This window comes from Balneolaceae bacterium (assembly GCA_034521495.1).
Taxonomy (GTDB): Bacteria; Bacteroidota; Rhodothermia; order Balneolales; family Balneolaceae; genus Rhodohalobacter.
Genome location: JAXHMK010000019.1, coordinates 109160 through 133914 on the forward strand (window position 1 = coordinate 109160; position 24755 = coordinate 133914).

General features: G+C 41.6%; 24 protein-coding genes. 6 read left to right on the forward strand and 18 right to left on the reverse strand.

Annotated features, from left to right (window positions below; genetic code table 11):
* Window positions 1-497: 497 nt before the first annotated feature.
* From U5K72_17695 to U5K72_17730, 8 genes are all read right to left on the reverse strand, one after another.
* Window positions 498-692 carry a hypothetical protein gene (locus U5K72_17695; GenBank protein MDZ7720655.1) on the reverse strand — a complete coding sequence of 65 codons (195 nt, stop codon included), beginning with the start codon at window positions 690-692 and terminating at the stop codon, window positions 498-500.
* 770 nt (window positions 693-1462) lie between these two features.
* The gene (locus tag U5K72_17700) at window positions 1463-1603 is read right to left on the reverse strand and encodes a hypothetical protein (GenBank protein ID MDZ7720656.1); all 141 of its coding nucleotides are present in this window, start codon (window positions 1601-1603) and stop codon (window positions 1463-1465) included.
* Window positions 1604-1863: 260 nt separating this feature from the next.
* Window positions 1864-2037 (reverse strand): hypothetical protein, encoded by a 174-nt coding sequence (locus tag U5K72_17705; protein MDZ7720657.1) that lies wholly within the window; start codon window positions 2035-2037, stop codon window positions 1864-1866.
* A gap of 1308 nt (window positions 2038-3345) precedes the next feature.
* Window positions 3346-3981, reverse strand: a complete 636-nt coding sequence (locus U5K72_17710; protein MDZ7720658.1) for a hypothetical protein — start codon at window positions 3979-3981, stop codon at window positions 3346-3348.
* Between the two features lie 749 nt (window positions 3982-4730).
* Window positions 4731-5069 carry a hypothetical protein gene (locus U5K72_17715; protein MDZ7720659.1) on the reverse strand — a complete coding sequence of 113 codons (339 nt, stop codon included), beginning with the start codon at window positions 5067-5069 and terminating at the stop codon, window positions 4731-4733.
* 35 nt (window positions 5070-5104) lie between these two features.
* Entirely contained in the window at window positions 5105-5431 is a 327-nt protein-coding gene (locus tag U5K72_17720) for a hypothetical protein (protein ID MDZ7720660.1), read from the reverse strand.
* Window positions 5432-5633: 202 nt separating this feature from the next.
* Window positions 5634-5870, reverse strand: a complete 237-nt coding sequence (locus U5K72_17725; protein ID MDZ7720661.1) for a DUF4007 family protein — start codon at window positions 5868-5870, stop codon at window positions 5634-5636.
* 1041 nt (window positions 5871-6911) lie between these two features.
* The gene (locus U5K72_17730; protein MDZ7720662.1) at window positions 6912-7061 is read right to left on the reverse strand and encodes a hypothetical protein; all 150 of its coding nucleotides are present in this window, start codon (window positions 7059-7061) and stop codon (window positions 6912-6914) included.
* A gap of 372 nt (window positions 7062-7433) precedes the next feature.
* Between U5K72_17730 and U5K72_17735 the strand changes: the two genes are divergently transcribed.
* On the forward strand, window positions 7434-7613 hold the full coding sequence (locus tag U5K72_17735; protein MDZ7720663.1) for a hypothetical protein: 180 nt from the start codon (window positions 7434-7436) through the stop codon (window positions 7611-7613).
* Window positions 7614-7822: 209 nt separating this feature from the next.
* Window positions 7823-8293, forward strand: coding sequence for a ribonuclease E inhibitor RraB (locus U5K72_17740; protein MDZ7720664.1), 471 nt, complete (start codon window positions 7823-7825; stop codon window positions 8291-8293).
* Between the two features lie 106 nt (window positions 8294-8399).
* Here the strand turns inward: U5K72_17740 and U5K72_17745 are convergent, their stop codons facing one another.
* Together U5K72_17745 and U5K72_17750 are read right to left on the reverse strand one after the other, a co-directional pair.
* Entirely contained in the window at window positions 8400-8594 is a 195-nt protein-coding gene (locus U5K72_17745; GenBank protein ID MDZ7720665.1) for a DUF2283 domain-containing protein, read from the reverse strand.
* A 122-nt stretch (window positions 8595-8716) separates the two neighbouring features.
* Window positions 8717-8860: a DUF4258 domain-containing protein gene (locus tag U5K72_17750; protein ID MDZ7720666.1), complete on the reverse strand. Its 144-nt coding sequence runs from the start codon at window positions 8858-8860 to the stop codon at window positions 8717-8719.
* A 543-nt stretch (window positions 8861-9403) separates the two neighbouring features.
* Here U5K72_17750 and U5K72_17755 point away from each other — a divergent pair.
* A complete protein-coding gene (locus U5K72_17755) occupies window positions 9404-9868 on the forward strand; it encodes a hypothetical protein (protein ID MDZ7720667.1) in 465 nt (154 codons plus the stop codon).
* A gap of 73 nt (window positions 9869-9941) precedes the next feature.
* Here U5K72_17755 and U5K72_17760 read toward each other — a convergent pair whose 3' ends face one another.
* The 6 genes from U5K72_17760 to U5K72_17785 form a co-directional block, all read right to left on the reverse strand.
* Entirely contained in the window at window positions 9942-10319 is a 378-nt protein-coding gene (locus U5K72_17760; protein MDZ7720668.1) for a GxxExxY protein, read from the reverse strand.
* Between the two features lie 163 nt (window positions 10320-10482).
* Window positions 10483-11673 (reverse strand): ATP-binding protein, encoded by a 1191-nt coding sequence (locus tag U5K72_17765; GenBank protein MDZ7720669.1) that lies wholly within the window; start codon window positions 11671-11673, stop codon window positions 10483-10485.
* A 385-nt stretch (window positions 11674-12058) separates the two neighbouring features.
* Window positions 12059-13006 carry a zinc-binding dehydrogenase gene (locus tag U5K72_17770; GenBank protein MDZ7720670.1) on the reverse strand — a complete coding sequence of 316 codons (948 nt, stop codon included), beginning with the start codon at window positions 13004-13006 and terminating at the stop codon, window positions 12059-12061.
* A gap of 513 nt (window positions 13007-13519) precedes the next feature.
* The gene (locus U5K72_17775; protein ID MDZ7720671.1) at window positions 13520-14056 is read right to left on the reverse strand and encodes a transposase; all 537 of its coding nucleotides are present in this window, start codon (window positions 14054-14056) and stop codon (window positions 13520-13522) included.
* Between the two features lie 306 nt (window positions 14057-14362).
* Entirely contained in the window at window positions 14363-15727 is a 1365-nt protein-coding gene (locus U5K72_17780; protein ID MDZ7720672.1) for a TrpB-like pyridoxal phosphate-dependent enzyme, read from the reverse strand.
* A gap of 299 nt (window positions 15728-16026) precedes the next feature.
* Window positions 16027-16386: a DUF3127 domain-containing protein gene (locus tag U5K72_17785; protein ID MDZ7720673.1), complete on the reverse strand. Its 360-nt coding sequence runs from the start codon at window positions 16384-16386 to the stop codon at window positions 16027-16029.
* An 816-nt stretch (window positions 16387-17202) separates the two neighbouring features.
* Here U5K72_17785 and U5K72_17790 point away from each other — a divergent pair.
* Both U5K72_17790 and U5K72_17795 read left to right on the forward strand, forming a co-directional pair.
* The gene (locus U5K72_17790) at window positions 17203-17442 is read left to right on the forward strand and encodes a DUF4160 domain-containing protein (protein ID MDZ7720674.1); all 240 of its coding nucleotides are present in this window, start codon (window positions 17203-17205) and stop codon (window positions 17440-17442) included.
* Complete coding sequence (locus U5K72_17795; GenBank protein MDZ7720675.1) at window positions 17402-17671, forward strand: DUF2442 domain-containing protein; 270 nt, start codon at window positions 17402-17404, stop codon at window positions 17669-17671. The genes U5K72_17790 and U5K72_17795 overlap by 41 nt, the downstream gene beginning before the upstream one ends.
* A 73-nt stretch (window positions 17672-17744) precedes the next feature.
* Here the strand turns inward: U5K72_17795 and U5K72_17800 are convergent, their stop codons facing one another.
* Entirely contained in the window at window positions 17745-19643 is a 1899-nt protein-coding gene (locus U5K72_17800) for an ABC-F family ATP-binding cassette domain-containing protein (protein ID MDZ7720676.1), read from the reverse strand.
* Window positions 19644-20235: 592 nt separating this feature from the next.
* Window positions 20236-21132, reverse strand: a complete 897-nt coding sequence (locus tag U5K72_17805; protein ID MDZ7720677.1) for an RraA family protein — start codon at window positions 21130-21132, stop codon at window positions 20236-20238.
* Between the two features lie 1851 nt (window positions 21133-22983).
* Between U5K72_17805 and U5K72_17810 the strand changes: the two genes are divergently transcribed.
* A complete protein-coding gene (locus U5K72_17810; protein ID MDZ7720678.1) occupies window positions 22984-24750 on the forward strand; it encodes a response regulator in 1767 nt (588 codons plus the stop codon).
* Window positions 24751-24755: the final 5 nt, after the last annotated feature.

Below are 24755 nucleotides of genomic sequence, written 5' to 3' on the forward strand. Positions count from 1 at the left end.
TCTTTTTCTGAAAATCTTCTAATGTCCTCCCTTCAATATTTGATTTGTATCTTTTTATAGCTTCATCTCTCGATAGGGTATTTAATCCTAAATTTCTTAAGAATACATTCACATTATTTATTTTAATATCAGTATTCAGATAAGTACAGAGCGACTTCTCGATGGCTTACAATACATCCCCATGAATGGCTTCGAATTGAAGAACTTGTAACACTGTCAACGTTGAATATTTTTTCAGTTAAATTTTCATCAACTATATTTTTGCCAATTGATTTCTCAACAAATCTAAGCACAAAAAAAGAAACTATATACAGATAAAAATCTTCATCTACAGATTTCTCTTTTAGAATCTTTACCTTTGCTAATCCCTTTTTTAATAATTTAGAGACTATTTCTTGGGTACATTGTATTGATCTGCTTTTTCTAATACAAAGGAGTGTTCTCGATCTGTTATAATACCATCTTCACAAACTTGATCTACTAAAATTCTAAAAGTTTTAATAACCAATGAATCTTTTATTTTGTAGATGGTCAATTTTCTCGACAGGTAAGCCTAATTCATTAGCCCGTTCAATTAATAGTTCTTTTTCATTTTCAGTAACTACGTTATCTCTGCTAACCTCATCCAACAATTCAGGAAATTCTTCCAATAACTCGTTTTCCACTATATCCCCTTCATGATCATGCTTCATCAGAAAATAATGGAAGGGATTCTCTAATAGTCACAAAGCTGCTTAAATTGTTCTTTGAATAAATTTTTGATGTCTTTTTTGAATAGAAACTTTTAATTGAGCCGAATAAAATGAACGTAGCTCTTGATGTGTGAACTTACTCCCCTTTAAATAAGATAATTTGCTCAAGATCCTGGTTATCATCATTGAATAATCTAACTTGTTCAAAATCTGATAATCAGTATGGTAGGCTCACCTGAGAGAACACTCATATTGGAAAGACGAGTGGAAAGAGAATAGGATTACAGTCTTCATAATTGAACAAGTTCACTGTATCTATTTCTTCTATTGATGAGTTCACTCATAATTTATTTAGAAACAAACCGTACACCCAGCATAATCCTCATCCTCTTTATCGAAATTATTTCTCCTTTTTCTTCATCCTCTAAAGATTATTCAACAGAGTTTTAGATTTTTTGCTGGACCCGTTCTGTTTCTTTTTTAAGTGTTGTCGTTTTATTTCGTCTCGTCGCTCAGGTGTTGGCTAACTCAAGTAGAGGATTCATCTTCCAGGCAGGTAAATCCATCCTTTTCATACTTTACCGCCTGATCAAACTTTTCGCGGTTGTTTTCAGTACGAGCCACACCCACTCAATTTTTTGCTGGTAGAAACAGTAAGAAGCACCCTGAACGTGTTCGGGAACAGGTTCGCGTTTGCCCGTCCACCTCGTGTTCTAATCTTCTTGAGGATCTCTGCGAAACCCTGATCGGTTCGTTCCAACATTTTAACACTACGTGACTCGTACAATCACCTGTTCATCCGGCATCAGATGGCTTTTGTCCAGCAATGGAAAATCATCTAATCGACCCAAGGGATAATCGGTTTTTTTTAAGAAATGAAAACGGGCATAGTTGAAACGCCGTCTTGGCATCTAAATCGATGAGTGTTTTCGTTTTTCGGTTTAAATTGTGTTCAACCGAAATCGGGACGTTCAACCTCTTCCTGAATCCGGTTCAAGTTGGTGTGGCTTAACTTTCTTCTCATAAATTTCTTTTAACTGACCAATATTGTGCTGGTCCAGTACTAATGAGATCACGTCAAAACTCCAGATGTTCTTTTTGAAAGGAAAAATAGTTTGAACGTTTTGTTGCGTTGAGACATACGCCTCTCGTTCTTCATCTCCACGAATTGCTACATACGATGTGGTCGGGTCGTCTCCGATATGTACTCTTCAAACGGTTTCAACTTCAGATTTTTTGTGTACGCCACCGAGCATAGGATGAGGGAAGGGACCCCATCATAGTCTTTTAGATAATAATCAAACGGGGAGATCTCTTCCTCTTCTTCAAAATTTGGTTTGGCCATGTTATCGGTATCAACTGCCTTAAGCCGTTTTACTTCTTTACCCTAAGTGAGCCTCTTTAATTTTTCAAATTAGCTCATAGGTTTCTATCAGTTCGCGTCCCGTATCACAGCAATAAAGCTCTAAGTCAGAGAGATCGGAAAATGCTCTTGAAGATAGATTGATGAGCGCTGCACCATCTTTGCCGCCGCTAATACCAATAACTTGTCGTACATCACTGATTTATTTTTCTTACGTCCTCAATCAGTTTTAGCAATAATGCCATATTCGTTTTTTTGTCGTCAGTTAATAGACGTTTCAACTCTTTAATGTCGATTTGTCTCTTGAAAGTTTCGGCTTCATCGATAATGAGATTCGCTAATCAATCGGCGTCCTGTCAAAACCTTGAAGTGTAACCCTGTGCATTCATTCTTTCTAAAATCAGATATTCAAACTACTTAAATCACGCAAATTGTCAAGTTCTTCAATTCGGGTGTATAATCTGTCAAGGAGGAGTGGTTCTTCCGTCAGTCCTCCAGTTTTGTGAGTGGTTTGTCGAGGATAGCAAACGCAACCGAACTCACCCATTTTTCACGATCCGAAAGTGCGTACAATAACCGTCCCAGTAACTTCTTTTGAGATGAGTGCCAGCTTGTAGGTTTTCTTGTCAGTCATATCGAGATCTAATTTTCTCTTGGTATGTTTCAAAATCTATATCTTGGCTAAAGTCTAAAGCATCTAAAAGACATCGCTCCACTCGATCAATTAAATGCGTGTAGGAATGTTTGATCTCTTCGATCGACTTATGTAAATCATCTACAAACTGTTTCAAGCTTTTATCGGATCGAAGAGCTTCTAAGTTTGTATATCCAAGCGCTAATGGAAAATCTTCGAAGAACGCTTTTTCTGGTTCTGTCGCTGTTTTACACCGTGCTCCCGTAATTTCTGTGCCGCCTGGCTTATTTTTGTGGTCCGGCGGCCAATATCCAGGTCAGTGAATTATAGAGCTAGCAACAAACGGACGGATTGTTTCGACAAAGCTTTGATTCGAAAAATCCGTCGTCTCGTCATGATCATGATAGGCTCGATATTTCGCGTAATACTTTTTTCTTTACATCACATGAATTTGATAGGATTTAATTTCAAAAAGCTTTGGATTTCTGTAGACCAGATTTACGATGTCATAGGTCAATTCGGGTATATACGCCTCTTCTTGAAAAAGTGCATAATCATTTTCTTTGATGACTCTAGAAAAACGGGCACCCACAGCTTCGATAGATCCATTCTATTAAACCAAGGGGCGGCTTCTTCAAAATGGACACCTGATATCGTTATGGGCTTCTTGCCTGTTTTTGTGCTTCAAAAAACTTCTTCACAAACATCCCAAAGCTGATTGAATCCGACTGATCCTCATCAGCGTAGCTCCTAATCTCCCAGGTTTCACCATCTCCAGCATGAACGCCATTTTGCTCGAACAGAGAAAGATAGATCGTTTTTTCTGCAGGAAAAGTATCTGGATCTAATCCTAAATTCTCCTCTTCAGAACTTTCGATTAAAAGTTTCAGGAGAGTTTTTCGCGGCTTATAAATTGCAGGACTTACCTTCTCCTTATTAATCAGTTCATTATCAAAGATGGGGGTTTTGTGATAAATCCTTTCACAAATCTTAGAAAGCTCATTATTCAGAGTTTTGCTATTCTTAATTTTAAACTCAAACCCATTATGGGTCCAACGCAAATCTTCGGCAGCCGAATAAATATTATCCATAATCATGCTGTTCAGCTCATCAATTTGAACATCAAGCAGCCCCTTCAACTCCCGTTCAGCTATTTTATCTGATTCAATCTCTCCAATCACGAACTTCGTACGTTCAATCAAAAAGATCTGATTTTCAATTTCAGAAGTATTTTCAAAAACTCCATATAGGATCGGCCCCTCAACATCTTTAGAAAGTTCCCGATACTTCATCGAAGGAAGTGTTGAACACCAGATTGATATAACCATCAATCGGGCTGTACCGGGGGTTCTCTAACGAGGTTTTTCCATAAAGCACGAATTCAAAGAAACGGGGAGTTCCTTTTTCATAATAAGCCCGCTTTGCCGGTCTGTATGGAAACGCAAAGTATTTTTTTTAAAGGAGTTACAATTCCTCCGTTACGGGGTCAATTTTGCTTGACGCCTGCTGAAGTTCAGATTATATTAAAAATCGGTACCCTGAACGAAATATATCGCTGTAAAATAAACAATATCTTTTTGAGATCTTTAATAGAATCGACATCAAAATCTAGGATGCTTCTTTCACCATCTTCTATAAGAAAACTATTATCAACCTTAGCACCTTTCCGTGGCAAAAATATAAAAACCAAATAACTTTTCACCAATACTTTTTAAACTTTCGAAAACATTCTCTTCAAAATTACTTCAACCCGTTCAAGAGCTTTCTTTAACACCTTCCCCACTGCACGTAATGGGGATTGTACTTTGAAGAAAGAATGAATGGTGATTATGAATTAAATAGTCATAAACACAAGCCAAGTTGTAGAATGGATTTGTCTCAGTATCATAGTCGTTAATACCGAGAAATTCATCTGACTGTAAAAAGGTGAATAGTGAACGTTCATTTTGACCATATTTCTGGAGTGCTAATGATAGCACAGCACCAGAAAGCGGGTCTAAAGGATAAAGATTTTTTGCCAAATCAAGATTTAGCTCACTCTTTAACGGAAAAACTTTTGCAAGTTCAATCGCTTTAAGTAGTCCATTAATCTTTTTCTCAATGGCAAAACGGCTTCTTCTACAGCTTCGTATTCGCTTGCGATAAAAAGTAATTGTTCGACAGGTTCATTAAAGGTTAGTTCTTTTAATCTTCCCCTAACCTTATCCCACTCCTTTCTCTGTTGTAGATCAAGTCCATGTGCGTATGAGTCGAATGCCTGATGCAAAGTGGTAATAAAAAAGATGTTTTTATCCTCTTCATTTGCATACTCAGCCAGCAATTGAATAAAATAAAGCTCCTGTTCAGGATTTTCTTTAGCAGCATATTCAAGATGCTCCAAATACATCAATAACCAAAACCAAAATTTTTCCTTTTTTAATTCCTCATGTTCCGATCAATCAGTGCTATGATCTCTTTTTCATTCCGAAAGTCATCAACATCAAAATGAAGACCGAGTTCTTCAATAAGTGAGCCATATTGCCCGACAATGTAATCAAACTCAAATCCACTGAGATCAGAAAATTCTCCATTTAGTGGTTCAAAATAGAGAGTCTCTCCGATGAGATTTTTCCGAAATGCTACCAAAAAAGAAGATTTCCCTGTACCATAAGAACCGATAATCGAGAAGGAATGTGTACCCGTTTTTAAACTCCCCACTAATTGGTTGTAAAATATCTGGCAAGAAGTTGGGACTAACGACATAATTAGAACTTGTTCTTACAAAGATTCCGTTCTATATTTACCAAGAGATTTCAACCTTCTAATTTTCTGCATCATCTGGTCTAAAATCTCTTCTTTATCAAATTCAGTATTAATTTGGAGTTCACGAACGCCTCCATCCTCTTTTAAGAGAGTCCATAGTACTTACTGACCAACTTATTTATTTTCGCCACAAGCACGCCGTCTAAATTGTAAGTGCAAATATATTACCTGGACTGTTATCTTCATTCATTAACTTATGAAATGAGATAGATTTTCCATGAGTTTCTGCATTTTCTAAAATCACATAAAAAAAGATCTCAATTGGCAGCATTTCCCTGTCAGAACTTTCAATTTTATACCATTCACTTTCATCCGTTCCGTAATTTTCAAATTTCTTTACGAGGTTTAGATCAATCAACAGAGACAAATAGATACTCAATATTTATCCTTTTCTTTCCTGATTGGGTGCACATTTGACTTTTTTAAAAAACTCCTATATCTTCTCAATAGAATTTCAATGGGTTTCATCTACTCTCTCACATTCATTTATCAAAAAGTTGAGAGATGATCTTTTGTCAAATTCAATTCGCTGTTTGCGAATCTGAAGACCAAGTGATGGATACTGATCAACTTTTCGCCGATTTGTAATGCAGAAGCCAAAGCGTTCCTAAATCTTCTAAATATGGATCCGCCAAGCTTACCCAAATAAAAATCGAGCTAATTTTGTAGGCCGTTCATTTTCGTCATCAACCATATCAAATGCTTTCAGCCAAAAACAGGATGGAAGAAACCATATTCTTTCCAACTCCAAGATCCAACAGCAAGATCATGAGTAAAAATCTCTTTTGTTTTCATCTTGATTAACAACGAAATATAGAACCTTTTTTTAGCCAAAGATTTCAACATGGAAGGATTCATGACACTGAAAAGCGTAATGTACCCATTTTTTGATAGCAGTCTTTACGTTCTCCTTAGTTGGATGAATATACTGATGAACCATTCAAATCAAAAATTCTACTCAACTGTTCATACTAAAAAATGAAGTGTCTCACTGCCAGCGTCTTGTCATGCTTCGAGATTCTCTGTCTTGTATCTCTAACATCACATTTAACAACAAAAACGGTTTTTGCGAAGCACGCCCGTTGGTCTCCTCCGGCCAATTAAGGAAGGTGTACGATCCCAAGAAGTTAAACAATTTATGATGGGTTCTGTCTGATGCATTTGTTCAATATCCAATCGCGGGTGATGAAATTCAACCTCCGCATTCTCTATCTGCGTTTTTCCTCGGAGGTCGCAAGGAGAGCGCCATGTGAACGTGCCAATCATTTAATTTTGTAAGCATTCGCACAATTCCGAAATAGCCACATAATGATTAGAAAATAGGGATAATTTTAATATCAATCCAATTCAACAGTTGAACTGAGTGACATTATGAATCACCCAAATTTCGATTTTAAAAACCTTCTTAGTTTTATTACAGTCAATTAGCTAAAGATTTCCAGTTTATTTCGATTTTTCTAACCTCAATTAATTTGTGAGGCTTGGTGATACTGTCTTCATAAAAAAGCTGGTCACCCGATAAAAGAATACACTCTTCATCCATTACTACTGCATTTATAGCAATATTCATATCAAGATGTCTGAGAAACTTTTTTCCTCTATTCGAATCTATCTTGCAATGACCCCATAGAATGCCAAATCCGGTATTCTTTCGGCACTTGATACAATTCAAAAGCCCACTCTCCTTCTCCTTTAATGGATTTTAAAATTTCAGGAAATTTCTCGCTAAGTTTCTCAAAGTTTTTAAACTCGTAAATATCCAGAAGCAAAAAAGTTGTCCGTATTCATCCCAAATGAATCCGAAAGGTTTACTTTTAATCTTCTACTCCATTTTCTTATCTTGATATCATCTCCATATTTCATATCTAAATCCTTTGTGTTCAGAATCGGGTAATTTATTGATATCATTTAATGTTACAGTTGTAACATAATATATCTAACCATGCAGATTGATTCAAATAAATTACAGACAATTTCAAATTTCGCGGATGAGAAAAACATCACCAGGCAGCATGTCTACCGTCTCATCAAAGGAAATGAAATAAATTCTCTAAAAATAGATGGTGTGCTTTTTGTAATTCTGGATGAGAAAGCAAAAAGTTTTCAAAAGAAGCGTGATTAAATTGATCACACTCAACAACAAAAACGGCTTATACGGAACCCGCCGCCCATGTGGTCTCCTCCGGCCAGTTGTGAGAGGTATCCGAGTAGAGAGAGGCCAAGGATTTTTTGATGGATTCTCTCAGATGCATCTGCTTCGAGAGTGCGAATCGCGCCTAATGGTTTTATCAACCTCCGCGTTCTCTGCAGTACCCAGCGGTAAATAAGAAAATGAACCGCCGGGAACGATTCGGAGAGCAGGCCGGAGTTGGGGAGGGATCACCAAGAATGGACCTCTATCAATCATTTTATTTTGTAAGTATTCCTGCAATCCCGGTTCATACAATAAACAACCCAAATGTATGGCCTATGACTTCACCAAAGAAACAAGCCAGTAACGGCGCCGTCGATATTCTCCAAAACCTCGATGCCGATCTTAACAAAAAACGGCCCGTCACATTCTGGTTCTACTCCGATTTTGAAGAGAACCTGTACAGGACGGCTCATCAATTACAGAAAGATGGGTATGAAATTGTCCATTGTGACAGGTCAGACATCTCGAATGATTGGCTGCTGATTGCAGAAAAAGAGATCTCTCCAAGTCCTGAAAACATTGAACGTCTCTTTTATCATTTTGAAGATCTCGCCCAACAAATGGAAGTTACGTTCGACGGATGGGAAACGAGAATAGAGATGGAGTGAGCTGCAAATCTCTGCGTTCCACTGCGATCTCCTGCGATCTCCTCGGTTTAATAAAGAAAAAACCGCCCAGACGATTCAGGACAGGCAGAGAACTCAGTGGAAATCTCTACCCAACTTCATAACTTACACTTGCCGGATTGCCGGTTTTTTGGGAGGCATCGAGAAGTTCAATCCCCACAATATTACCATCCTTATCATAGTCAATGATAATACCCGGCTTTTCCTCATCACTTTCAGCAATTTCGCCATCTGATAATTTCAGATAAATGGCATCAGCTTCTTTATCAAACTTAATGTTCATATTTATCGATCTTGGATGTTTTATAGGCGGTGATAATCAGTTTGGGTTCTTTACAAATATTCATAAAAACACGAAGTAAAACTTTTGACTGATTTTCAATCAGAATTTTATGATAGATTCGCTTACATGATCGTATCGGGATTGAATACTGCATTTTCAACCAAACAATCAGAAATTCCACGGCTTCTCATCCGCTCTTTTGCGTGTTTTGAAAACGTAAACTCTTCTGTCATTCGTACAAAATAATAAAAACTAATCTTTCTCAATGCTTAAATATGATTTCGCGATTTGGGATCAACAGATGTGAGAATCGAAATAGATTGAGCAAAAAATCACCGCGTTCTCGGCGGTTAAAAAAGAACCGCAGAGGGCGCGGAGGGACGCAGAGTGGGCTTACACTGACATTCCCAATATTCGCTATTCTGAGAAGTTACCCCGAAATTATAAGTTTAAGTATGCTAAAGTATTAAATAACAGTAGTTTAATACATTTAACAAGTGGAAATGGGATTTTGGGAAAATAACCGACCTTGAATAGTTGGCGGGAAAAAGGACAACGAGTGAACCGTGAGAAGAATCCTTTCATACCGGCGAGGAGCGAAATTTAAGGGCTGAAAGCCTGATGGACCATTGAAAGGATTCCACGGTGAACTCGTGTCCGCCGCCAAGTATTCACAGTCTTGATTTTTTCGTTCTTTTGTATCAAGACAAAAGGACATACAACATGCAATAAGTTTACACTTACAAAAATGGGGTAAGTCCTCTTACTATTCTACATTTAATCTTTCTTCGAAATCAATATATTGAGCCGTGGCTCGATTTATTCTCATAGCAGTACTGGTTTTTTTGTGGACAGATGCCCGGTCTCAATCCATCGGGATCTCTCCCGCTTCTCACAAGCTTTGGGGGGAAACGGTGGGGTTGACTGAGTTTTATGTGGAATACAAATTTTTGGGTGCTCACTACTTTCATAACTGGGATAAGACTCTCTATTCACTCAACGGGTCGGATAAAATCATAAACCAAACCTCCTCACTGGCCCTCTCGTTCACCCCCCTTGATCTGGACTATTTCCGGGCGGGCATGATGGTATTTCAGCGCCGGTTTCCGGTTACAGTGGCATCCAGGGTGCATTTTCTGCTGGAAGCCAGCATTCCCATCCACAGGTTTACCATCAGCTACCGGCATATCAGCAACGGCTTTGGGTTGTTGAATGAGATCAATCCCGGCGTAGATTCGTTTTCGGTGAAGGTGCATTTTGGAAAAATAAATTAACCGCGGAGAGCGCGGAGGAACGCAGAGTTTTTTCATCTCTGCGTTGCCCAGCGTCCTCTGCGGTTTAAAAAGTTTAAAGATTATTGGCTATCCGCCTGATTCCGTCTTTCATCAAAGGGACATTAAAATTGAGCAAGTATCCCAATTTATTATCTGATAATTTAAGATAGGTCAAAATCTGGGCCATGTGGATATCATTCAAGCTGTCCACTGACTTTATTTCAATAATTACCTTCTGCTCAATCAGCAAGTCAATTCTATACCCACAATCCAGTTTTACATCTTCATAAATAACCGGGAGGGCTACTTCCTTCTCCGTACAAAGTCCGAATCTCTTTAATTCGTATTCCAGGCAAGCTTGATAGGTTGATTCCAGCAATCCTGGCCCTGTATTTCTATGGACCTGAATGGCAGCACGTACTATTTTATTTCCAATCTGATTTTCAGTCATACAGTTTTAATTTGTTAGAGTTCAGCTGTATGAACCAAAAATTCAGGGTTCCTTACATTTTTTATTAACCGCGGAGGGCGCTGGGAAACGCGGAGATTACAACTTTTCATTCCCCTACGGTTCAATATATCAGGGATTCCAGAGAAACAGGCAGGTTCAATACTCAGAACAGATGGATAGGATCAACTGCTAAAAAATCCTCAATTGGCAATCCCGAATCTCCAACCATAAGAACTTTGTCCGGATTAAATTTGTCGGAGAATGCCTGCATTCCGCTTGTTAGATTCGAAGTACTGCTTTTTACTTCAAGCCCGATCACCTTCTCCCCCTTTTGCATGACGAAATCCACCTCATTATTACTGTGGCGCCAATACGAAAGTTCAAAATCAGTAACTAAACTCTGGTTGAGAAGATGTACGCCAACGGCTGTTTCAACCCATCGCCCCCATTTTTTCGGCTGTGTATGGATCTCCTCAAACGAGTTGGCCTGTTGCGCAGACATCAACGCGCTGTTGTGTACCTGAAGTTTTGGGCTGGAAGCACGTTTCCGGATTTTATTGGGAGAGAATTTTTCGAGACCGGCTAACAGGCCGGCCGTATCCAACAGATGCAAATAGTGGGAAAGAGTCGTTGTGTTACCGGCATCGTGCAATTGTCCAAGCATTTTATTGTAGGATAGAATCTGTCCGGAATAATCACAGCCAAGCTCAAATAGCTGCTTTAAAAGCGCCGGTTTATCCACGCGGGTCAGCATTAAAATATCTTTTGATACCGTTGTTTCAATCAGGGCATCGCGGATGTACTGTTTCCACCGTTCTTCATCCTTAATAAGCTGCGCTGCTCCCGGATATCCGCCGAACCAAATAAATTGCTCAACAGAAATTCCAAATGCCTTTTTCATCTCTGAAAACGACCAGTGCGGCAGATAGATCGCCTCATACCGGCCGGCAAGTGATTCTGTTAAACCTTGCTGGAGTAATAACCGTGATGATCCCAGAAGAATGACATGAATCGGGAGATTTTCAGTACTGTCTTTATCCCACTCCTTTTTAACCTGTTCGCTCCAGTTATCAATTTTTTGAACTTCATCAAGAATCAATATGGATTTTCGGGATTCATTTGTACGCGATTTAATCCTGATCGTCTCCCACTGCTGAGAAAGCCAGGAGGCTCCGGTACCCGCAATACCGTCTGCCGATGCATAGTGATTCGGCATTTTTGTCTGATTTAATAACTGCTGAACCAGCGTGGTTTTTCCCACCTGCCTGGGGCCATATAAAACCTGGATAAATTTCCTCTGCTCCCCTTCCGTTCTTTTTTTGAGAAGGTTGTATTGTGATCTTTGAAATGCCATAATATAATTACTCATTTAATTGAGTAAATTTACTCAATACATTGAGTAAATTAAAATAATGTTGTTTAATGTGGAATAAGAGCATTCTTCAAGACTCCCCCAAGCCTGTCCCCGATCCGAATAAGTGTTAGAAAACGATGAATCGCAGGAGAGATTTAACCGCGGTGCGCGCGGAGGGACGCTGAGTTTTTACTCGTTACGAAGGTCCTCCTTCGTAACGCACATTCGGAAGCTCCGCTTCCCTTCTGCGACAGCCCCACAAACATCAAATTCAACACACATTTTGTTAGAAGCAGAGCTTCAGGGGAGGGGTGTTCCGAAGGAGACCTTCGGAACAAGTACAAGGAATCTCTGCGTTTCCCTGTGTTCCCTGCGGTTTAATAAATCACGGAACCAAAATAACCTTCCCGATATTCTTCCTCTCTTCGATATATCGATGCGCCTCTCCGGCATCCTCAAACGAAAACGTCGTATCCACATGCGGGTTGATCCAGCCTTCCTCCACACCATTCAGAATCTCCTTCATCCAGCCTTGTGCTTTTTCTCCTTCATGCCAGAGGTGGCCGAGATTGACGCCATATACGCCTCTGTTTTTGCTGATAAGCGGAACAGGATGATAAAACGGCATGCCGATCACCGTTTTTAAAAGATTGAAAGTGGCTTTGAGTCCGCCGCCGGAACCGGAACTTGCCGTTGAGATCCCGAACATTCCCAGCCGGCCTGTTGAGCGCAGGGCTTTGTAACTTTTTTTCCAGTGCTTGCCGCCCAGCGGGTCGGTGATCAGCTCCACGCCGCGGTTATCGGTCAGTTTCATCAGTTCGGAATACCAATCGTTATTGCGGTAGTCGATAGCGTGGTTCAGTCCGCGGCCATTTAAGAATTCGTGCTTACGAGGGCTCGCCGTTCCAAATGTTCTCGCCCCGATATGTTGGGCGATATCGAGCTGGGCGAGTCCCATGCCACCGCCCACATTGTGTATGAGAACGGATTCATTTTCGCGAAGTCCGCCCATCACCACAATCAGTACCCATGCGGTCAGATAGTTGACGGGAAGCGTGGCTGCCTCCTCAAACGAGAGCCGTTCCGGTTTTTCGTGAACCTGGTTTTCTTTCACGAGAACCTGTTCAGCCTGACCGCCAAAACGTGTGATGGCAACCACCTCTTTTCCGATCCAGTCATTATCAATTTCAGAACCTACTTCCGTAACCACGCCCGAGACTTCATATCCCATCACGCAGGGTTTATCGGGACCATCCTGGTACTGGCCTTTCCGCGCGAGGATGTCGGCGAAGTTGAGTCCCGCTGGCTTTGACTTGGATGAGGAGTTCGTCATCGGCAGGGATTAGATCGGGGACTTCTTTGATTTGAAGTACGTCGTAGCTGCCGTTGGTTGTGTTTACGATTTGGCGCATAATAAGTGAATTTTGTGAATTTGATTGTCAACTCGTTACGAAGGTCCTCCTTCGTAACGCACATTCGGAAGCTCCGCTTCCCTTTACTTGTTCCGTAGCTCTGCTGCGGAACACCGGTTGGAAGGAAGCTCTGCTTTTCTTAAAACAGACGAATACAAAAACATATTCAAATACGCCGTTCCCGCAACCCCTCGATTCCGATTGTATCTCTACCACGCTCATCAACTCGGGGTTTCTTTTTGGGAACTTCGTTGTCCCAGGGTTACGATCGCTGTGCTCACTCACCCCGGGCTGTTTGATTTCAGCTCTTTCAGAGCGTTGGTTTTTACTCGTTGCGAAGATCCCTGGTCTACGAAGCCTCGGCGTAGTTGACCTCCTTTCTACTCGTTCCAAAGGTCTCCTTCGGAATGCCAAATACGAAGCTCCGCTTCCTTTTAAACCTCATATACTGTAACGGGAATCAAGCCCTCCATTTCTAAATAATTCATTGCTGATGAATACCTCCAATGTTCAGGAAGATTCACATAACCACGCTCTACCGGATTATTGTGAATATACTCAATCTTCTGAATCATCATTTTATGGGTGGTTATCTGTTTCGGATGAGAACCTTCCTGCCAAACCTGATATTTACTTTGTCTTTTAAATTCTAACTTCGCCAGTTTGATCTGATTCAACAATCGATGATAATTTCCTCTTTTAAGAAAGTCAATCATTTGACGGGCAGTATAAGATTTAAAATTTTGCAGAATTTTAGATAGATCATCATGGCAAGCAATGAAATGGATGTGGTTTTCCATAATCACATAGGCATACAGATCAACATCTCTTGAATTTTGAAGAAATTGGAGTGCTTCGAATATTATTTCCGTGATTTTTGGATTTGCAAAAAGTGGAATGCCATCAACTATACTACTGGTAAGAAAGTAGGGGTATTCTGTTTCATATATTTTGTAGCGGCTTCTGCTCATTTTAAAAAGAGTTCTTTATAGTATGAACTCAATTGAGCGGAAACCTTACATAATTTTGTAGAAGCAGAGCTTCAACTGGGTGTTCCGAAGGAGACCTTCGGAACAAGTAATGTCGAGAAGTCCTCAATAGCAATATTCGAAGTCTCGACTTCGCTATCGCGCTTTGACGAGAAACGACTACCCTGAAGCTCCACTTTCCAACTCGTTACGAAGGTCTCCTTCGTAACGCACACCCCGAAGCTCCGCTTCTATTTTACGAGCACAAGCGGGACGCTTGCGCTATCTCATATCATCGCGACAACTCAGTTATTCACCCGGCTGTAATTCCTCGATCTCACGAATGTTCTCGGTCAGCCGTTCCTCGGCAATCTCGTGATCGCTCAGTTTTCCGGCAAAGTAGTCTTCGTAGGCCGACATATCCACAAATCCGTGGCCGCAGAGATTGAACAGAATCGTTTTCTCCGTTCCCTCCTCTTTGGCTTTGTTGGCTTCGCGAATCACCTGGGCAACAGCATGCGTCGCTTCAGGGGCGGAGATAATTCCTTCTGCTTTGGCGAACATCACACCCGCCTCAAAACACTCAAGCTGCTGGAGAGCTACGGCTTCAATCAGTTCATCTTTCAACAACTGACTGCACAGTACACTCGCTCCATGATATCGGAGTCCACCCGCATGGATCGCTGCCGGCGTAAAATTGTGCCCCAGCGTGTACATCGGCAGGAGCGGTGTATATCCGGCAGAATCACCGTGATCATACATAAATTTGCCGCGGGTCAGTTTCGGACAGGATGCGGGCTCAACCGCTACAAACCGGGTGTTCTTGCCGTCGATCAGATTATTCTTCAGGAATGGAAACGAGATCCCCGCAAAGTTGGATCCGCCGCCGAGAGGTGCAACAACTATATCGGGATAGTCTCCGGCATACTCCAGTTGCTGAATCGACTCCTGGCCAATGATGGTTTGGTGCAGCAGAACATGGTTCAACACTGAACCGAGTGAATATTTCGTTTGATCGTCACTCACCGCCCGTTCAATCGCTTCAGAGATGGCAATACCCAGGCTTCCGCTTGTATCCGGTGTTTCGGCGAGAATTTTTCGGCCCGCCTCCGTTCTGTCACTTGGTGATGGATACACATCTGCCCCAAACGTATTCATCATCACTTTCCGATAGGGTTTTTGATCGTAGCTGATCCGTACCATATACACCTCACAGCTCATATCAAACTGGGAGCACGCAAACGCCAGGGCCGTTCCCCACTGACCCGCGCCGGTCTCCGTCGTGATACTTTTTACACCTTCTTTCATATTGTAATACGCCTGGGGCACGGCCGTATTCGGTTTATGTGATCCGCTGGGGCTCACACCTTCATATTTGTAGTAAATTTTTGCGGGTGTATCGAGCATCTTCTCCAAACCGGTAGCGCGGTACATCGGGGTGGGGCGCCAGATTTTGTAGATCTCGCGAACCTCATCAGGAATTTCAATGTATTGCTCTGCCGAAACTTCCTGTTCAATCAATCCCATCGGAAAAATCGGGCTCAGATCATCCGGTCCGGCCGGCTGCCGTGTTTTGGGATTCAGCGGCGGCAGCGGTTTATTCGGCATATCAGCCACAATGTTATACCAGTGCGTAGGGATATCTGATTCATTCAGTGTAATTTTTCTGTTCATAGCTCCGTAATTTTTTTTGATGAGATTGAGATTATAAAAAGTCGACTGCTAAAAATAAAAAGGACAGGGATATAAACAAGAGGAATGAGTGAGGAATATTTGATAAGTGATGGAGTCTTTTCCGGCACTCAATACTCATCATTGTATACTCGTACCGAAGGTCCTCCTTCGGTACGCACATTCGGAAGCTCTGCTTCCTTTATCCCGGCAGGCCCACAATCATCAATTTATACTGAGATTCAACTGAAGCAGAGCTTCAAAACCCGGTGTTCCGAAGGAGACCTTCGGAACAAGTAAAGTCAAAACGGCACATCGTCCTCATCAAAATCGACCTCCTGGTTGCCTTCCATCGTGAGGCCGGGGGCACTGGGCGGGGCTTCGCGATCGCCGGAGCCCTGCTCTACTTTCCACGCTTTTACATCGGTGTACCAGTTTCCTTTGTATTCGCGGCTCTGGATATCAATGTAAACCGTAATCTCGGCATCCTCTTCCACCGGCTGTTTGTCGATGTTATCCCCCCATTGGGTAATGCACACTTTTTTGGGATATTTGCCTTTTGTTTCAAGGATAAAATCACGCTTCCGCCAGGGACCGTTTTTACTTTCTCCTGATTGTTCTTCAAGTATTTTTTCTACACGACCGCTTATTTTGAGATCCATAAGTTTTACTGTTTTTGTCTTTCTGATTTTGGATTAAGATATGAAATGATTTAATGAATGTTGATTGGTGAATGGTGATTGTATAGTCATTGCGAGCTCCTAATTTTGCCCAAAAGGCCTGCTCTACGAAGTTTTAACGTAGTTGAGCGGCAACACCATTGAAAAAGTGACAGATAATTTGCCCATAGTTCCAACTTTCAATTATAAGAAAGATCTCTCATCCTTCGGCCTTGATTGGTGGAGGGATTGCATGGTTTGCACCACAGCACGGGAGAAATCGCTCTGCGCGCTCACCTTGTGAGCATTCGCAGAGTGTACCCGTGCGGGTAAACCATGCCCCGGAAGCAATCACAGCCGGGAGTTTTTGATTCCTTTTGGCGGTCCAAAAGGAATAGGGAAATGCAACTATGTGCTATGAGGCTTTTTATCGTGGTAGTGAACGACCGGTATTCTCGTATGAATCCGATCACGGTTCCGGAATTCGAGCTCTGAACAATTTTTCAATGCGGTTTAATTCTTCAGAGCTAATCTTCGCTTAATACCAGAAAAGGTTTAAGAACGTTCATATAGCCGTCGGATAACCGAACTCGGCAGCAAGGTGTTAAATCCGGTATGTCAAGGCATCCATTGGAATAAAGTCAGATAATGTCTTGCTTGAAAAAAATCTTTCTACAATCAGCAGGTCAAGGATGTCACTTGTGCCAAGCTTTTTGCAAAGGGAAAGGGGGCACAAGTGACGCTCCGCTTAACACTTGCTTCAGGCGTAGTTTTCCCTGTTAGAATTGGTTTTTTTGTATAGAATATTAACTTTATGATATGAGTCCTACAGTATTCAGGTATAAGGGGTATCGTTTTTTCTTTTTTTCACGAGAAGAAGAAAGAATGCATATTCACGTTGTTCATGCAGAAGGTGAAGCCAAAGTTTGGATTGAGCCAGATATCGAACTTGAATCATCATATCGACTTAGTAGTAAACAGGTGAAAGAAATCATTGAAATTGTAACAGAGCGTAAAGATGAAATCAAAAAAAGCTGGTACGACCACTTTGCACAGTGATACAGAGATTACGAATATTTCTCCCCATGGAATTTGGCTTTTTCATAAAGGCGAGGAATATTTTTTGCCATATGAATCATTTCCATGGTTTAAAAAAGCCGCAATTGAAGAGGTTTTAAATGTAGAAACTCTTTCTCCAACTCATTTTTACTGGCCGGATCTGGATGTAGACCTTCATCTTGATTCCATTAAACATCCGGAAAAATATCCATTAGTCAGTAAATCGTAAGACTGACGTTAACATTCCTCTGAATTTCTCAAGAACTATTGAGAAATTCGGTCTCCCTTCAAAAGGGAGAGTTTCACCCCTCCTTCTCCGCCAGCTCCATCCATCGCAGTGTTTTCTCATCGACTTCATCTTTCAATTTCATGTATTTGGCAGACATCTCCTCTCTCTCTTTATAGTCTAATTCGGGCTGATTCATCTCCTCCTCCAACTGGTCGATCTCTTTCTCCAGGTTGGCTACTTGTTTCTCCAGTTTTTTAATCTCTTTCTTTTCGGAATACGTTAGTTTGTTGGACACAGGTTTTTTCTGTGGTTTTTTGACAGCTTTTTTCTTTTCTCTTTTTCGAGCTTGTAACTCTCTCCTCTTTTCAGCCTCCTCTTTTGCCTTCATTTCACGATATTCACTGTACGTGCCGTGATGGTCCCGAATCACACCATCTCCTTCAAAAACAAAATAGTGTTCCACCAGTTTGTCCATGAAAAAACGGTCGTGTGATACCACGATCAGACAGCCGCCAAAACTCAATAAAAAATCTTCCAGTACCTGAAGTGTATCAAGATCAAGATCATTTGTCGGCTCATCCAAAATCAGAAAGTTCGGATTTTTGATGAGGGTCATCATCAACCCAAGCCGGCGTTTTTCCCCGCCACTTAGTTTCTCCACCGGCGTATATTTCATATCATCGGTAAACATGAAGTGTTCCAGGAATTGCGATGCCGAGATCCGGGTTCCGTCGGCCAGTTCAATGACCAAAGCAATCTCTTTCAACACTTCTATCACCCGCATCTGCTCGTCTACTTCAATACCTTTTTGCTGATAGTGGCCAAAAACAATCGTTTCACCGGTATCCACTTCACCGGAATCGGGCTCAATTTCGCCCGTAAGTATTTTCAAAAAAGTGCTTTTCCCAACTCCGTTTTTCCCGATTATCCCGATTCGTTCACCGCGTTTAAATGAGTAGCTGAAATCATCTAAAATCACTGTTTCATCAAACCGTTTGGAGATATCGCTGAGTTCCAGGATTTTTTTACCCATCCTCTCCATCCCGGCTTCCAGTTGCATTTCACTATCCTGTTCCTGGTTTTTAACCTTATCTTTTACATCGTGAAATGACTGTATTCGAGATTTGGATTTAGAAGTCCGGGCTTTGGGTCCGCGCCGCATCCAATCCAGCTCTTTTTTATAGAGCTGTTCTGCTTTGTGCATTTCGGTTTGACGAATCGCTTCTCTTTCGGCTCGTTTTTCCAGGTAATACTGGTAATTCCCATTGTGGTGATAGAGCTTGCCGCGATTGATCTCAAGGATATGATCGCACACTCTGTCCAGGAAGTAGCGATCGTGGGTTACCATCAGCAGTGTAATCCCTGCCTGTATCAGGTACGATTCCAGCCACTCAATCATCTCCAGGTCCAGGTGGTTGGTGGGCTCGTCGAGAATTACAAAATCTGGATTTTCGATCAATACAAATGCCAAAGCAACACGTTTTCGCTCCCCGCCGGAAAGTGTAGAAATGGATTGCTCAAGATCGTTGATATCCAGAATTGCAAGGATCTGCTCCATTCGCTGTTCATAATCCCACGCGTTTGCGGCCTCCATTGCAGCCGTTGCTTTTTCAAATGCTTTCTGTGTTTGAGGATTGTAATCTTCTGCCTGAGCCTGTGCTGCTCGTTCATACTCCTGTATAATCTGTACCAGTGTAGAATCGCCGGATGCAATATATTCCCGAATAGTTTTAGAATCATCCAGTTCTGGTTCCTGTGCCAGGAAACCTGTACGAATTCCGTTTCGAATCATCACATCCCCGGAATCTGCCACTTCTTTTCCGGCAAGAATTTTCAGAAGGGTTGATTTTCCCGTCCCGTTGGGTGCAACAAGTGCTGTCTTATCCCCTTCAGAAACTCCAAATGTGAGATTTTCGAAGAGAACATTTTCGCCAAAACTTTTTGTAAGATTGTCTGTAGAGAGGATTGTCATAGATGAAGCGATATTCAATTAGGGATTGAATATAGAAAGAATTCCCCTTCAATAACGAATGGATCTCTGTGACTTTTTTAAAAGATGAAATTCATTTTTTTAGCTGAAATATTTCAGTCATTTGAAAGAAGGCTTTGCAAAACTCTGACCGTCATCCTGAACTTGATTCAGGATCTCCAGATACTGGCTATAAAGACGAATGGAGAATCTGAATCGAGTTCAGATTGACCAATAACCACGGTTTTGCAAAGCCTTCTAAAAATATCTTTCATTGCATGGCGCAAGCGTCCATGGTCAACGAAGCCTTTGGCGTAGTAGACTCGCTTGTGCCTCACCCATTGGGCGCAATTCTGGAGACTTGTATGTGTTTAGCGGTTCGAATTAAATAACCTGACAGCACCAACTGGATCTGTCAGCGTTTCGAACTAATGATAATTCCATTCGACGCTGACATGCCGCTAAACAGGTACGAAGATCTCCTTCGCAACGCACATTCTGAAGCTCTGCTTCACATTTTGCTTACTTCATTTGCACGCTATTTCGAAGGGCACAAGTCTGGAGACTTGCGCCAGCCAAAGCCTGTCAGAAACTTTTAATCATTATCCGACGAACGGTTCGGGTCTTCCGGAAGCCCGAGCTGTCTGAAAAACTCTTCAGGAGATTCTCTCTCACGAACAGTGTCATCCAGCTCCAGTCCCCGTTCTCTGTACAGAGCTCTGCGATTCGCCATATCCGCCACCAACTCCTGGTAAGCGATCTGACCAACCCGAACTGCAACTCTTCGGGGCACAACAACAACTCCGTCAGAATCGGCTACAATTACATCTCCCGGATGCACAAGAGCACCACCAACCACAACCGGTCGCTGAACATCAATAATTTCATTTCTTCCAATACGCTCTCCTCTCCCGCGATCGTAATAGTTTGTATAAACCGGATTTTCCTGTAGAATGATCTCATCGATATCCCGGATTCCACCGGCTGAAACCACCCCGGCAGCTCCTGCATTTTGCCACTGCATAATATTGAATGAACCCACCGATCCTGTGTCGTTATCGTCTTCATTATCAATCACAACTACCGAACCCTCTTTGATGAATTCCATAAACGGTTCCGGCGAAAGTTCGGAATACCACATGCCCCGCCACTCCCTGTATTCATCGTAATTTTCAGGTTTTGTAAGATCCGCGCCGGGATTCATGGGACGGTTTGTCGGCCCATAACGAACGGTTACTGCTATGCCGGCTATCCTGTGGCTCATCTCTTTTACATCTCGCCAAAGCGGAGCAATTTCAGGGTCCATCACTCCAACATCCATATAACCGACTGTTACCATTCCATCAACTACATCGGTTACCCTTGCGCCATCATACAGTTTGAGCAGCACCTCGTCAGTTACATCAGAATCGTCCTGTGCAGTTACTACTGTTGCCAAAAGACTGACAAGCAAAAAGGAGATCGAAAGGATTCGTGTTTGATAACTATTCATGATCATAATCATATTTTAATATTGTTGGTGATTTATCTGAATAAATATACAAAATTGAGTGAAGAAGGGATTCTGATGATGCTACTGATTTCCTTTGTTGTTGGTTGAGATAAGCTATCAAATGTCATGTCAAGGATGCAGTGTCGGCCGAAACCTGTCAGCACCAACTGCCCCGACGGGATCCCTATGGGGGATCTGACAGCGTTGAGTGTGTTTAGAAATTCGCCAGATGATTATCCTTCTCTAAGGACTTTGACGCTGACAGAAACCCGGAAAAGCACCGGGAATGCTGTCAGGTCTTCACACTGCTTACAGATATGGATTGACACAACACAAATATGATTTGCAATTTTTTACCTGTCAACCTGAATCCCGGGAACCGGTACAGCTTTCAATTTAAGATCACCCCGTCATAAAAGGTAGAGAGTCGGCGCCCGGTATGACAAAAATGAGAATATTATTTTTTCTCACATCCTTTTTAGACAACCTCTTGATTATATAAAACCATTTTTAGGAGGCTTTGAAATACCCATCTGTCGGTTGTTTTTACCGGCTGATGGGTGTCCCCAACCCGTCAGCCCGCACATACAGCGTGCAGACGGGCAGTAATGCAAAGCCCTCTTTTAAAAAGTTTGAGTTAACTACTTATAAAAACCTTCGTATCTGTTTAGCGGCTGAATGCAGAATTTTTTTGATCTCAGATTGGAGATACCTGTCCGACTGCTGGCTGATGCGATATTCGATCGCAGATCTAAAAAAAGAGGTCAGATCGTATCTCTGAGATCGTATATCTCCAATCGCATATCGGTATTCCATACTCTACAAGGTTCTCTATTCAACGGTTGTGGAGTTACCCCATTTTTATGATATAAACTTATTATATGTTCTATGTCCTTTTGTCTTGATACAAAAGAACGAAAAAATCAAGGCTGTGAATAGTTGACGGCGGACACGAGTTCACCGTGGAATCCTTTCAATGGTCCATCTCGCTTATAGCCCTTGCATTGCGTTTCTCGCCGGTATGAAAGGATTCTCCTCACGGTTCAATCGTTGTCCTTTTTTCCGCCAACTATTCAAGGCCGACCTACACCTATTTTTTCAGTTTCCATTTATAAAAATATATAAAGTATTGATAATATTTAATATATAGACTATGAAATGTGAATTTCGGGGTAACTTCTCTCAACGCTTATATTGACAATCATTCGCTAAACAGATACGAAAGCGGTCAGACGGGTATCTTTATAGCTGGCGCATCAAACACTGGCACAAGTCTTCGTACGTGTTTAACGATTTGTGGAACGGTAGACCGCCGTCTACACATGTAGGGAAGGGAGGTTGCAAGAAAATCAGAGACAAGAGAAAGAGGTCTCTATTACCGTCTGCTTTAGCTGACGGAAAATATAAGAGCAAGGATTACGTGGCTTTAGCCAAATTTGGCTTCACTCGGATTCTTCACCAAGAGATGTGGCTAAAGCCACTCGATTTCTGACCGTTCGCTTGCCCGTCAGCTAAAGCAGACGGTAATAGATATAGAAACAAATATTAAAAACCTGTTAATCTGACTTAAGCTAAAAGTCGCTCTGACTTATTGTGGACGATCACTTTTTTAAACGCTAAACAAGTACAGACCTTCTCCCAAAGATGTAAAAGACAGATATCTTCTCTTTTTTTAAAATGCCATAGACAACTTTGAAAAAAATATATCTCGCACTTGTTTAAAAAAAAGGTATTTTATAAGATATTTTAATAATTGTTTTGATCCTGCCATATTTCAGCCCTCCGGGTATAAGATGGGATTTTCTGCTATGAACTTATTGGAGTTATAAGAGAAAAAAATCCATAGGTGCTATGGTGAATACAAGTCGCATTTTATTAGTTGACGATAACGAAGCGATCCACGAAGATATCGAAGCCATTTTGTCGAGTCACCAGTCTGACGATGACGATGAACTTCAGATGTTAGAAGGTGCGCTTTTTGGAGAATCTGTATCATCCAATACAGAAGTACTGGAGAATTTACGTTATCAGATTGATCACGCCTACCAGGGAGAAGAAGCGGTTCGTATGGTACAGGAGGCCGCTGAAAGTGGAAATCCATATTCACTCATTTTTATGGATGTAAGAATGCCTCCCGGAATCGATGGAATTCAAGCGATTCAAAAAATCTGGGAATCCCATCCCTATATAGAGATAATTATATGCACTGCTTATTCAGATTACTCCTGGGATCAGATTGTGCAGAATGTTGGAAGTTCGGACAAGCTTCTATTTATGAAAAAACCATTCGATGCAACGGCACTCAAGCAGGCAGCACTCACGCTCACTACCAAATGGAACCTGCAACAGCAAGCCATTGAATATACAGATAAACTTGAACGTGAGGTGGAAGAGCAAACCAAAGAGTTAAACAAACTGGTAGAAGATTATAAAAAGATGAAGGAGAAAGCCGAAAAGGCCTCCAGTGCCAAAAGTGCTTTTCTTGCAAATATGAGTCACGAAATTCGCACCCCTATGAATGGTGTAATGGGGATGAATGATCTTCTGCTTGAAACCAATCTCACGGATGAGCAGCGTGAACTTTCTAAAATGGTAAAAAGAAGTGCAAAATCACTTTTGCGCGTCATAAATGATATTCTGGATCTCTCAAAAATTGAGGCGGGTAAAATGAAGCTCGAGAAGGTTCCTTTCAATATCCGTGAAACAGTTCATGAAGTTGTTCAAATCCTCTCCTTTACCTCAAATGATAAAGGACTGAAAATCAATAAGTCGATTGACGAATCTATCCCCACGCATTTAGTAGGAGATCCTGTTCGTATCCGGCAGGTGTTGATGAATTTTGGAGGAAATGCCGTAAAATTTACCGAAGAGGGATCCGTTTCCTTTCAGTTGGAAATACTGGAATCTACCGGTGACTCTTTCAAACTGAAATTTTCTGTAACGGACACAGGCCCCGGCATCTCTAAACAACAGCAAGAAGATATTTTTAAAACCTTTACCCAGGGGGACACCTCCACAACACGAAAATATGGAGGAACGGGCCTCGGCCTCTCTATAAGTAAACAGTTGGTGGACCTTATGGGCGGAGAACTTAGCCTTGAGAGTGAACCCGGAGAAGGATCAACGTTTTGGTTTACAGTTTCATTGAAAAAAGCCGGCAATCAAACTTCCGAAGAATCCATCGAGCAAACTGATTCAAATATTAGCTATTTCAATTCAGATAAAAAACAAAAAATTCTTATAGCAGAAGACAATCAAATCAACCAGATCGTTGCCCGAAAAATCCTTGAGAAAGAAGGGTTTGAAGTGGATATCGCAGAAACTGGAAAAGAGGCCGTTGAGGCGGCTCAAACAGGAGACTATTCTTTTGTATTCATGGATATTCAGATGCCGGAAATGGATGGGTACGAAGCCACCCGAACAATACGGAAAATGGAAGAGGAATCGGGGGAACATATCCCAATCATTGCTCTTACAGCGTCCGCGATGGAAAAAGACCGGGAAAAGTGTTTAAACGTTGGCATGGATGAGTATCTGCCAAAACCCATAGAAAAAGAGGAGCTTCTTCGGGTTCTTAAAAAAACCGCACGGATGCTCTACAGCAAATCTGAAGCTTAATTTAT

Coding starts and splice junctions, on each gene's coding strand:
- U5K72_17695 (MDZ7720655.1), bottom strand. CDS start 692: ATGAAGCATGATCATGAAGGGGATATAGTGGAAAACGAGTTATTGGAA.
- U5K72_17700 (MDZ7720656.1), bottom strand. CDS start 1,603: ATGCCAAGACGGCGTTTCAACTATGCCCGTTTTCATTTCTTAAAAAAA.
- U5K72_17705 (MDZ7720657.1), bottom strand. CDS start 2,037: ATGGCCAAACCAAATTTTGAAGAAGAGGAAGAGATCTCCCCGTTTGAT.
- U5K72_17710 (MDZ7720658.1), bottom strand. CDS start 3,981: ATGAAGTATCGGGAACTTTCTAAAGATGTTGAGGGGCCGATCCTATAT.
- U5K72_17720 (MDZ7720660.1), bottom strand. CDS start 5,431: ATGTCGTTAGTCCCAACTTCTTGCCAGATATTTTACAACCAATTAGTG.
- U5K72_17730 (MDZ7720662.1), bottom strand. CDS start 7,061: ATGAATATTGCTATAAATGCAGTAGTAATGGATGAAGAGTGTATTCTT.
- U5K72_17735 (MDZ7720663.1), top strand. CDS start 7,434: ATGCAGATTGATTCAAATAAATTACAGACAATTTCAAATTTCGCGGAT.
- U5K72_17740 (MDZ7720664.1), top strand. CDS start 7,823: ATGAACCGCCGGGAACGATTCGGAGAGCAGGCCGGAGTTGGGGAGGGA.
- U5K72_17745 (MDZ7720665.1), bottom strand. CDS start 8,594: ATGAACATTAAGTTTGATAAAGAAGCTGATGCCATTTATCTGAAATTA.
- U5K72_17760 (MDZ7720668.1), bottom strand. CDS start 10,319: ATGACTGAAAATCAGATTGGAAATAAAATAGTACGTGCTGCCATTCAG.
- U5K72_17765 (MDZ7720669.1), bottom strand. CDS start 11,673: ATGGCATTTCAAAGATCACAATACAACCTTCTCAAAAAAAGAACGGAA.
- U5K72_17770 (MDZ7720670.1), bottom strand. CDS start 13,006: ATGACGAACTCCTCATCCAAGTCAAAGCCAGCGGGACTCAACTTCGCC.
- U5K72_17775 (MDZ7720671.1), bottom strand. CDS start 14,056: ATGAGCAGAAGCCGCTACAAAATATATGAAACAGAATACCCCTACTTT.
- U5K72_17780 (MDZ7720672.1), bottom strand. CDS start 15,727: ATGAACAGAAAAATTACACTGAATGAATCAGATATCCCTACGCACTGG.
- U5K72_17785 (MDZ7720673.1), bottom strand. CDS start 16,386: ATGGATCTCAAAATAAGCGGTCGTGTAGAAAAAATACTTGAAGAACAA.
- U5K72_17790 (MDZ7720674.1), top strand. CDS start 17,203: ATGAGTCCTACAGTATTCAGGTATAAGGGGTATCGTTTTTTCTTTTTT.
- U5K72_17795 (MDZ7720675.1), top strand. CDS start 17,402: ATGAAATCAAAAAAAGCTGGTACGACCACTTTGCACAGTGATACAGAG.
- U5K72_17800 (MDZ7720676.1), bottom strand. CDS start 19,643: ATGACAATCCTCTCTACAGACAATCTTACAAAAAGTTTTGGCGAAAAT.
- U5K72_17805 (MDZ7720677.1), bottom strand. CDS start 21,132: ATGAATAGTTATCAAACACGAATCCTTTCGATCTCCTTTTTGCTTGTC.
- U5K72_17810 (MDZ7720678.1), top strand. CDS start 22,984: ATGGTGAATACAAGTCGCATTTTATTAGTTGACGATAACGAAGCGATC.